Annotated in this window: 9 protein-coding genes; all 9 read left to right on the forward strand. The window is 38.2% G+C overall.

What is annotated here, in order from left to right:
• Window positions 1–1,263, forward strand: a 1,263-nt coding sequence (locus WBN20_RS05440; protein WP_424280993.1) for a Gfo/Idh/MocA family protein, incomplete at its 5' end; no start/stop codon positions are given.
• Window positions 1,264–1,332: 69 nt separating this feature from the next.
• A complete protein-coding gene (locus WBN20_RS05445; RefSeq protein ID WP_424271710.1) occupies window positions 1,333–1,818 on the forward strand; it encodes a DinB family protein in 486 nt (161 codons plus the stop codon).
• Window positions 1,815–2,360, forward strand: coding sequence for a GNAT family N-acetyltransferase (locus WBN20_RS05450; RefSeq protein ID WP_424274711.1), 546 nt, complete (start codon window positions 1,815–1,817; stop codon window positions 2,358–2,360). The genes WBN20_RS05445 and WBN20_RS05450 overlap by 4 nt, the downstream gene beginning before the upstream one ends.
• A 3-nt stretch (window positions 2,361–2,363) precedes the next feature.
• A complete protein-coding gene (locus WBN20_RS05455) occupies window positions 2,364–3,182 on the forward strand; it encodes a class I SAM-dependent methyltransferase (protein ID WP_424280994.1) in 819 nt (272 codons plus the stop codon).
• 13 nt (window positions 3,183–3,195) lie between these two features.
• The gene (locus WBN20_RS05460) at window positions 3,196–4,491 is read left to right on the forward strand and encodes an alpha/beta hydrolase family protein (RefSeq protein ID WP_424280995.1); all 1,296 of its coding nucleotides are present in this window, start codon (window positions 3,196–3,198) and stop codon (window positions 4,489–4,491) included.
• A gap of 156 nt (window positions 4,492–4,647) precedes the next feature.
• Window positions 4,648–7,923: a S41 family peptidase gene (locus tag WBN20_RS05465; RefSeq protein ID WP_424280996.1), complete on the forward strand. Its 3,276-nt coding sequence runs from the start codon at window positions 4,648–4,650 to the stop codon at window positions 7,921–7,923.
• A 138-nt stretch (window positions 7,924–8,061) separates the two neighbouring features.
• Window positions 8,062–9,459 (forward strand): short-chain fatty acid transporter, encoded by a 1,398-nt coding sequence (locus WBN20_RS05470; protein WP_424280997.1) that lies wholly within the window; start codon window positions 8,062–8,064, stop codon window positions 9,457–9,459.
• A 133-nt stretch (window positions 9,460–9,592) separates the two neighbouring features.
• Window positions 9,593–10,357, forward strand: coding sequence for an SOS response-associated peptidase (locus tag WBN20_RS05475; RefSeq protein WP_424272041.1), 765 nt, complete (start codon window positions 9,593–9,595; stop codon window positions 10,355–10,357).
• The coding region (gene modA / locus WBN20_RS05480; protein ID WP_424280998.1) for a molybdate ABC transporter substrate-binding protein at window positions 10,338–10,829 on the forward strand (492 nt) is incomplete at its 3' end. The genes WBN20_RS05475 and modA, both read left to right, overlap by 20 nt.

Below are 10,829 nucleotides of genomic sequence, written 5' to 3' on the forward strand. Positions count from 1 at the left end.
TTTGCCGCTCAGAAGTTGGAGACCGTTAGAATTGCGGTAATTGGGGTTGGAGCCAGAGGACCGGCTCATTTACAGTTTGCCGCCTCTCTTCCGGGCACACAAATAGTGGCCATATGCGATTTGTTTGAAGATCTTGCTACTAAATTGGCTGCTGTGGTTACTGAAATGGGCAACGGTCAAAGACATCAAAATATTGCTACCTATTACGGGGACTCAGATAAATGGAAATTGATGCTTGAAGAAGTGCGACCCGATATGGTTTTTATTGCAACAAACTGGGTTAATCATGCCCCTATGGCTATTGAAGTGATGAATAAAGGTGCCCATGCCTTCGTTGAAGTCCCCTTGGCTATTAGCATTGAAGAACTCTGGAAGATTGTAGACACATCAGAAAAGACGAGAAAGCACTGTATGATGATGGAAAATGTCAATTATGGTCGTGACGAGTTACTATTTCTAAATATGTGCAGACAAGGAGTCATTGGTGAACTATTGCATAGCGAGGCAGCATATATTCATGATTTAAGGACACAGATGAATGAGGTTGAGCGCGGAACAGGTTCATGGCGCACTTACCATTATGCCAAAAGAAACGGCAACCTCTACCCTACTCATGGCTTGGGTCCGGTAGCACAATATATGAATCTGGGTCGTACAGAAGATACCTTTAAAAGTCTCGTATCCTATTCCACTCCCGCCAGGGGTCGTGCTCTTTATGCCAAAGAAAATTTTCCTCAGGACCATAAATGGAATCAATTGGATTTTAAAGGGGGTGATATGAATAGCTCGATAATAAAGACAAGTCTTGGAAGAACAATTATGGTGCAATGGGATGAAACCAGTCCACGACCTTATACCAGACTCAATTTAATACAGGGTACCAAAGGTATTTTGGCCGGTTTTCCTACGCGTGTCGCTTTGGAAGGTGGTATTGAAGGCATTACAGATAGTCATCATCAATGGGTTCAGGGAGAACAATTGTCATCTATTTATGAAAAATATGATCACCCTTTATACAAGCGCTTGTCCTCTACTACCAATGAAAGTGGGCATGGAGGCATGGATGGGATGATGGTCTACCGGATTATTGAATGTCTTAGAAATGGCCTACCCCTTGATCAAAATGTTTATGAAGGTTGTTTCTGGAGTGCGGTTTCACCTTTAAGTGAACGTTCTGTAGCTAATGACGGAGCTCCACAGTCATTTCCAGATTTTACCCGGGGTAATTGGAAAGAAACGAAACCTTTGGATATCATATCATGATTTCACGGTCTTCGATACATTACTATAAATAATTCGTCTCATTAATAAGTAAGTATTTTCTGTTTGATTATGAATAAGCAAATTAATTTGACAATAAGGCAACTAAGTGAGGTTCATAATGGCCCAATTTGGGCGGGACAATCCTATGCTAAAAAATTATCTCAATTAAAAGGAAATGAGATGTTTATACGTCCTTTACCTGCTGTGCACAGTATCGCCGAAATAATTGCACATATCATTTCCTGGCGAAAGGATACCATCTTAAAATTAAAGACAGGCAAGGGAGAACTTACGGATGCTCATCCAGAGGTATGGAGATCAAATGAAGAATTAAAGGCTATTGGCTGGGACAAGATCCGGGAAGAAGATAATAAAACACTCCTGGAATTATTGGAACTATTAAAAGATAAGGATGATACATTTTTAGATGAATACTACTATGATCCCGAATTTGAAGGTAATTATCCTTATTCTTTTGTGCTTGAAGGTATGTTACACCACGACATCTACCATTTAGGGCAAATTGGGCTTGTGATAAAATTGATAAAGGAATGAATCGTTCAGGAAAATACATTGCAGAAACTCCCAGATTATTGCTACGGGAATTTGTTCTGGATGATGCCGAAAATATTTGGGAATTAAATTCAGACCCGGAAGTTATAAAGTATACCGGTGATCCTCCATTTGCAAGTGTAAAAATGGCAAGGGAATTTCTTCTTAATTACAAGGATTATAAAAAAAATGGCTTTGGCCGATGGGCCGTTATTACCAAGGCATCCGACTCCTTTATTGGGTGGTGCGGACTAAAATTTAATGAGCAAAATTTAGTCGATCTCGGATTTCGTTTTTTTAAGAGAGAATGGAATAAAGGTTATGCCACAGAAGCAGCCCAAGCCTGCCTTGAACATGGATTTTTAGAACTCAATTTAAACGAGATAATTGGCAGAGTTGCCAGACAGAATAAAGCCTCCATAAAGGTTTTGGAAAAACTTTCAATGGACTACTGGAAAAATGATAACTGTAAGGGCATTGAAGACTCTTTATACTACAGAATAACAAAAGAACAGTATCTTCAGAATATAAAAACAAGCTTTTAACAAATGGATTCTGATTCTGATTACCTTAAAATAAACCAGGACTCCTGGAACCGTAAAACGGATACTCATATGGAGTCCGATTTTTATAATGTGAAAGAGTTTCTTGAAGGAAAGACAACTCTTAAAAATATAGAGTTAAATCTCCTTGATGATCTGAAAGGCAAAAGTATTTTGCATTTACAATGTCATTTCGGCCTGGATACACTTTCACTAGCAAGGATGGGTGGCACGGTGACCGGGGTAGATCTTTCAGACCAGGCTATTCATAGGGCCAGGGAATTGGCTAAGAAAACAAATCTTGATGCTAAATTTATAAACTGCGATCTTTATGATCTGCCTAATCATTTAAATGAGGAATTTGATATTGTTTACACTACTTATGGAACTATAGGCTGGCTTCCTGATATTGACAAATGGGGGCAAATTGTCTCTGATTTTTTAAAACCTGGCGGCAAACTTATTTTCGTAGAATTTCATCCCGTAGTCTGGATGTTTGATAATGAATTTAGTAAGGTAGAATACAACTATTTCAATTCCGGGCCTATTGAAGAAACTGAAACAGGAACATATGCAAACAGGGATGCTAATCTCACGCTGAAATACGTTATGTGGAATCATAGCATAGGCGAAGTGATCACAAGTCTTTTAAATAATGGACTTGAATTGACATCCCTTGAAGAATATGATTATTCGCCTTACAATTGTTTTAAACTCATCATAGAACCTGAACCCGGTAAGTACAGGATTAAACACCTTGGTAACAAAATTCCAATGGTGTATAGCATAGAAGCAAGAAAAAAGAATTCCGTTTCCAAAAGTTAAACATCCATAACTCATGAGAAAATACCTTTATTTGATTCTGACCCTTTCGATAATATCCTGTGTCAATAAATCGAAGCCAGAAATATCTGACCGCAGTGGTAATTATAGCGGTCTTTTTAAAAAAGGGAGTTTTGAAGATTCCATTGTTTTTGAACTGGAACAAGATTCCACTCAATGGAAGGTCTATTTTACAAGCCTTGAACAAAACGCCAACAGAATTCCATTTAGAGAGCTTGACGTAAAAGACGATTCAATTAATTTTAAATTACAAAGCGATTTTTACACCTATTCATTTAAAAATAAATGGGCAAATAACGCTGAACTCCGGGGTACACTAACTGTGGACACAATGAAAATTCCATATACGCTCTTTAAATCTTTAGCAAGTAGTAAGGAGATCCCAACTGCTGAGGACATAAGTTTTAAAACCAATGACCTGCTATTGAAGGGCACTATTTACTATCCCCCAAAAAATACCAAAAAAGCCCTGGTTATTGTCACTTCCTCTGGTAATTCAGACAGGAGTGCTTCCAGAGCGGAAGCTCAGCTTTTTACAAAACGAGGTTATACTACTTTTATTTATGACAAACGGGGGACAGGTATTTCTGAAGGCGAATGGACAAAGGCCAGTATAGAAGAACTTGTGTCAGATGATATTAATGCTATTAAATGGTTTTCTCAAAAGACAAACATTCCTATTAACCACATTGGTATTAAAGGCAGCAGTCAGGGAGCCAGCAAGATCCCATATATTTTGAATGAATTAAAAGACCTCAAATATGGCATTGCCGTAAGTTGTCCGGGTTCTACCTTATTGGAAAGTGATCTTAACTACTGGAAAAACAGAAATAAAGAAATACTGGGTGATAATATGGTTGAGGCTACAAAATTTGAGCGAAAGGTTTTTGAAACCATTGCGGGTCAAATTTCCAAAGAAACCCTTCAGAAAGAGATCAATATTGCTAAATCTCAGGAGTGGTTTGACAAAGTATGGGTTCCCAATCTTGATGAAATCGAAATAGATAAGAAACTAAACTTTACGCCCATTCCTTATTTTGAAAAAATAGAACAGCCTGTACTAGTTGTTCAGGGTAGTTTGGATGAAATTATACCTGTGAATAGTTATGAAGTAATTTCAGATGCACTTGATCAGGCTCAAAACAAAAAATATAAGATAATTTTATTAAATGGGGCCTCACATTCCATGTATAATGTTGGGCAAAGTGATTTTCCCTATTGGTCCAAGTTACATCCCAAATACTTAACCACTTTGGAAAATTGGATCAGTAAGCTTCCAGAATCAAACTAGATTTGCTCCAGCATCATTTTGCATCCATTGACAGGTTCCGAAAAAATTCTATTCCTAAATTTCTTAAGACCAAAATCCACCTTATATTTAAGCCTTATACTCGTTATGAATTTCCCTCCATAAATATAAATTTAAACTCATTAAAATATTTATTATATGACTATACATTTTAAAAATCAACTTTTCTTAGCCATACTTATGTCAATAGGGCTTTCCCAGATTAATGGACAAAATTCAATTGATACGAGGTTAATGCGTAGTCCGGTAATTAGTGAAAACAATATCGCATTTATTTATGCAGAAGATCTTTGGATTGCCAATAAAAATGGTTCTAACCCCAGAAGGCTTACTATTGATGAGGGCGTAGAATCGAACCCTGTTTTTTCACCGGACGGCTCTTTAATTGCATTCAGTGCTGAATATGACGGTAATATAGACGTATTTGTTGTTTCCGCGCAAGGAGGAATTCCTAAAAGATTAACATGGCATCCAGGTTGGGATCAGGTCAGGGATTTTACCCCTGATGGTAAAAATGTACTTTTCATCTCTCGCAGATCTACCTATACAAATCGGCATGCCAAGCTTTATACGGTTGCAACTGAAGGTGGTCAGCCTTTGGAATTACCTATTCCCACTGCATTTAACGCGGCTTATTCAGACGATGGGAAATACATAGCTTACACTCCTTTATACGAAGTGTTTAACCAATGGAAAAATTACCGAGGTGGCACTCAATCGCGTATATGGATTTACGATACAGAGACTAATGAAGTTACGGAAATCAGTAAACCGGCTTCTGGTAGTAATGATACCAATCCACAATGGATAGGTAATAAAGTGTTTTTCAGAAGTGATCGCAACGGTGAATTTAATTTATATGCCTATGATTTGGATACAAAAGGGGTTACCCAACTCACAGATTATGACGATTTTCCCGTGATAAGTCTCAATACCAATAACAATGATTTAATTTACGAGCAAGCCGGATATTTACATTTATTTGATATAAATTCTTTATCCAGTACAAAACTTACTATCTCCATCGCTACAGATTTACTTGAACTAAGATCTCGTTATGTGTCTGGAGACAGATACATTAGAAGTGCCGGTATTTCACCTTCCGGGGCCAGAGCAGTTTTTGATTTCCGAGGTGATATAGTTACAGTACCTGCTGAAAAAGGTGATGTAGAGAACATCAGCCAAACTCCAGGGGTTCATGAGAAATACCCGAAATGGTCACCCGACGGCAAACAAATAGCCTATTTTTCTGACGCTTCAGGTGAATATAGCCTGCATCTTAAAACATTGGAAAATGGAACAGTAAAAAAACTTCCTATTTCCGGTTCTGGTTTTTACGCCTATTTACATTGGTCACCAGATAGTAAAAAGTTATGCTTCGTGGATAATGGGCGTAATTTATACATGGCCGATACATCCAACGGAAAGATTACTAAAATTGGAACAGATAAGCTGTATTTTCCTGGTGTTTTCAGGGAACTTTTTGGATCCTGGTCACATGATTCGAAATGGGTGTCATACACGATTATTACGGATACAAATTTTGAAAGAGCCTACGTATATTCGACGGATCAGAATAAATCCTTCGAACTTTCCGATGGACTTTCAAACGTTAGCGAGCCAGTCTTTGACCCAAGTGGGAAATATATCTATATGCTTGCTTCCACAGATGCCGGTCCGGTTGTGAATTGGTTTGATCAGTCTAATCAGGATATGGAAATGACTAATTCTATTTATTTGGTAACGCTACAGAAAGAACTTATTTCTCCTTTAGCTAAAGAAAATGATGAAGAAAATGACGAAGATGATGTAAAATCTGAAAAAGATTCCGAAGATAAAGATGATAAGAAGGAAAAGAAAGCGGCTGCTCCATTGAGAATTGATTGGGAGCAAATTTCAAATCGAATTATTGACCTGCCTATTTCGCCCGGAATGTATTCAGGTTTAAGTTGTTCGGAAGAGGGGAAATTATTTTATTTATCCCGAAAACCACATAGCAGTTTCAGCGAGCCGCAGTCTCTTAGAATGTACGATTTAAAAAAGCGGGAAGACGAGGAAGTAATGCTGGCAAATTGGTATACCATTGCTGCTTCCGGGAAAAAAATGTTATACCTGAATGGCGAGACATGGGGAATTACGGAGGTAGGTAAAAAACCTGAAAATGGATTAATTAATACGGATGCCATCCAGGTTAAAATAGATCCCCGACAAGAATGGTCTAATATATTTGATGAAACCTGGCGTGTGAACAGGGACTATTTCTACGACCCGGGAATGCATGGTTTGGATTGGAATGCCATGAAAGAAAAATATAAAAGCTTTCTACCCGATGTCACGTGCAGAAGTGATCTCTACAGAGTTATGCAATGGATGTGCAGTGAATTAGCAGTAGGACACCATAGGTTTGGCAGTAGGGGAGATCGAATGAATAACCCGGATAAAGTAGGTGGAGGACTGCTTGGAGCAGATTATGAAGTGGTTGAGAACAGGTATCGCTTTGCTAAGATATATGGAGGTCTCAACTGGACACCGGAGCTTCGCTCACCATTGACGGAACCAGGAGTAAACATTGTGGTGGGGGAATATTTAATAGCAGTGAATGGATATGAGGTTACTGCAGATAAAAATCTTTATAGTTTCTTTGAAAACACAGAAAATAAAATTGTAGAACTTACGGTTTCAGCCTCAGCAGACGGGTCTGGTTCTCGAAAAGTGAAGGTAGTTCCTATAGAAAGTGAACGTTCCCTTAGAAACAGGGATTGGGTTGAAGGAAATATTAAAAAAGTAGACAAAGCTACAAACGGACAGGTAGCATATGTGTATGTTCCCAATACGGCAGGGGCGGGACATGAATATTTTAAACGCTACTTTTTCCCACAAGCTAATAAAAAGGCCATAATAGTTGATGAAAGACATAATGGCGGCGGGCAATTGGCAGATTACTATATAGATATGTTAAAGAAGCCCTATCAGGCCTCCTGGAATTTCAGATATGGTAACGACCTCAAAGCTCCAAGTGCATCAATACAAGGTCCTAAGGTTATGATTATTGATGAAACAGCAGGCTCCGGGGGAGATTATCTCCCTTGGATGTTTAGAAAATTTAAACTGGGAACCATAATTGGAAAAACTACATGGGGCGGGTTAGTAGGTGTTTTAGGCTACCCTGAATTCATAGATGGCGGATCGGTTACTGCGCCCAATGTCGCCTTTTGGAATGAAGATGGTTACCGGGTTGAAAATGAAGGCGTTGCCCCGGATATTGAAGTAGAACAATTACCCAAGGCAGTTATTTCTGGAGGTGATCCTCAATTGGAAAAAGCTATTGAAGTTGTGCTGGAGCAGCTCAAAAGTAATCCCCCTGTAACTCGCAAACGACCTGAGTATCCCGTTCGGGTTAGAAAATCTAACTGATAAATCCATTAATGTGCGATGTAGTTAAGTGAGCATCGCACATTTTTTTTGACTCAGATTTAATGTTCAGCATTTAACTGCTATATTTAATTAATCTATCAGTAAATTATAACCAAACACTACTGATTGGTAAGTAATATGATTTCAGCACTAGGAAAAATTTTCACGGATCTTTTTATAAGATATATGCCAAGTGCCTATGTTTTTGCATTACTTCTCACCTTGTTCACTGGATTTATGGCGTTTATCTGGACCGATGCTTCATTTATGAACATTATTGGTGGCTGGTATAATGGTTTTTGGACCTTATTAGCCTTTGGAATGCAGATTATTCTTGTTATAATAACGGCCTACAGCATAGCCCAATCAGCTCCCGTTGAAAAAGGGATTAATTGGATAGCTGGTTTTATAAAAACTCCGGGGCATGTCTATTTATTTGTGTTGATTTTCAGCGCATTGTTTTCCCTGATCAGCTTTGGAATGATTGTAATTGTTGCCATTTTAGCCAGAGAACTGGCTAAAAAAGTTAAAGGATTAAACTATCCTTTCTTAATCGCCTGTGTTTACTTTGGTTTGGGTAGTTGGGTTGCCGGCGCGTCTAGTTCCATAGCGCTATTATTAAACACCGAGAATAATTTTTTAATAGAAGCCGGAATTCTTTCAGATTTGATACCAACTTCCTATACTCTGGGTTCTGCGCTCAACCTGGCCATGATTGTACTTTTTATTGTGGTAGGTCCGTTGTTATTCCTCATTTTGATTCCAAAAAACAACAAGCAAAAAGAATTATCTGATCTTTTGATCCTGGATAATTCAGAAAAAGAAACTTCAGTAAAAGCAGAAGCAGAATCATATCAGCTTCCTTTTAGGGCCGTCTCCGACATTTTGAATAATAGCGCCTATTTACAAATGACCATTGCAATTTTTGGTTTCATTTATATTGGTCACTACTTCTACAATAATGGGTTTGATCTGAATTTTAATATTATCATATTTATGTTTTTGATGATTGGCCTATTTCTGCATAAGACCCCGCTTCGTTATAGCATATCCATGAAACGTTCAAGTAGCAATATTTCTGGAATTCTTTTCCAATATCCATTTTATGCTGGTATTATGGGAATTATGTTTTCAACGGGTTTGGGTGATAAAATTGGAGAAATACAATCATCAATTGCCACCATGACCAACTATCCTTTTTTAGCCTATGTTTCCGGTGGTTTGGTGAATTTTGCCATCCCATCCGCGGGTGGAGAATTTGCTGTAATAGGTCCCAGCATTATTACTGTAGTAAAGGAACTGGGTGCAGGGTTGAGTGAATCTGAAGTTACCTCCATGATCGCCAGAGCATCAATGTCCATAGCTTATGGAGAAAGCCTGAGTAATGCCCTTCAACCTTTCTATTTACTTATAATTTTTCCAGTAATGGCAGCCGGAACCAAATTGCAGGCAAGAGATATTATGGGGTTCTTCGTAATTCCATTTATTTTGTTTTTTATCATTCAGTCGGCACTATTAGTATGGATGCCTTTATAAAGTTAAAAATCAAACCTTTATCTTGTCCTTACTGGTTTTGACTAATTCAGTAGTTAACCTAATTTTTTCCACAATCAATTATTGAACAAAATTTCTTAAATTTAATTCTTCCTCATGATCTAAAAATTGAGATATGTGTTACGATATCAAGGCAAGTCTGGAAGCCCAGTTAAAAAGGGCCAGACATTACGGAAATGAGAAGGCCATTGAGGAGATCATTGAAAAGCTGGCGCCCTTATCAGATCTGCCGCTTTATCATGTATCGGGTTTTAATCACCCAAAATTATTTATTTATCCTGATCGTTCTCCATATGAACCAACTCTTGCAACCTGGGGCCTTGTTCCGTTTTGGGTAAAAGATAAGTCACAATTAAAAAAACTGTGGAACAATACTCTTAACGCAAGAGGAGAAACCATTTTTGAGAAGCCCTCCTTCCGAAATTCAGCCAAAAATAAAAGATGTATTATTTATGTAGACGGCTTTTATGAACATCATCATTATGCCGGCAAAACCTATCCATTTTATGTGAGCAGGAAGGATAATGAACCTTTGCCACTGGCCGGGCTCTGGAGCGAATGGGTAGATACAGAAACTGGTGAATTGATCAATACCTTTTCTATAGTGACAACCGTAGGCAATGCTATGATGTCCAAAATCCATAATAATCCAAAAGCAGCTGGACCCCGAATGCCATTAATTTTGCCAGATGAACTGGCAGACAAATGGCTAGAGCATATAGAGGAGGATTTGGATAAAAAAACTATTCAGGAATTGATACAATCATATCCGGAAGATGAACTAAAAGCTCACACAGTAAGCCGGTTAAGGGGAAAAGAATATCCCGGTAATATAGAGGATATCACTAAAGAAGTTGCCTATGCCGAATTGGAATTTTAAAGTCCTTCTATATAATAATTTACAGATTGAAAAAAATTTAGTTTTTAACCTAATAGGAATTGCTTTAATAGCTCTTGTTTATGCCTGTGCGGGAGTAAATGAACCTTCTAAAATTACAATTGCCGCTGCTGCTAATACCCAATACGCATTAGAGTCAATTATAGAAAAATTCACTGAAAAGACTGGTATTAGCTGTGAATTGATCATAGGTTCTTCTGGTAAGCATACCGCTCAAATTATTGAAGGCGCACCCTTTGATATTTTTGTCTCGGCTGATATGAAATACCCTTCGGATCTTTTTAAGAAAGGCCTAACCACAGCAGCCCCTGAGATCTATGCCTATGGAAAACTAGTACTCTGGACCATGGTTGACGGCCTGCCGGTATCGATAAAATCCTTGAATGATTCTGCTATTAACCATATTGCACTAGCAAATCCGAAAACAGCACCCTATGGACTAGCAGCTCTGGAA

This window comes from Eudoraea sp. (genome assembly GCF_049665975.1).
In the GTDB taxonomy this organism is placed as follows: Bacteria; Bacteroidota; Bacteroidia; order Flavobacteriales; family Flavobacteriaceae; genus Eudoraea.

Excerpts from the sequence above, each read along its gene's own strand:
- WBN20_RS05445 (WP_424271710.1), top strand. The coding sequence starts at position 1,333 with ATGAATAAGCAAATTAATTTGACAATAAGGCAACTAAGTGAGGTTCAT.
- WBN20_RS05450 (WP_424274711.1), top strand. The coding sequence starts at position 1,815 with ATGAATCGTTCAGGAAAATACATTGCAGAAACTCCCAGATTATTGCTA.
- WBN20_RS05455 (WP_424280994.1), top strand. The coding sequence starts at position 2,364 with ATGGATTCTGATTCTGATTACCTTAAAATAAACCAGGACTCCTGGAAC.
- WBN20_RS05460 (WP_424280995.1), top strand. The coding sequence starts at position 3,196 with ATGAGAAAATACCTTTATTTGATTCTGACCCTTTCGATAATATCCTGT.
- WBN20_RS05465 (WP_424280996.1), top strand. The coding sequence starts at position 4,648 with ATGACTATACATTTTAAAAATCAACTTTTCTTAGCCATACTTATGTCA.
- WBN20_RS05470 (WP_424280997.1), top strand. The coding sequence starts at position 8,062 with ATGATTTCAGCACTAGGAAAAATTTTCACGGATCTTTTTATAAGATAT.
- WBN20_RS05475 (WP_424272041.1), top strand. The coding sequence starts at position 9,593 with ATGTGTTACGATATCAAGGCAAGTCTGGAAGCCCAGTTAAAAAGGGCC.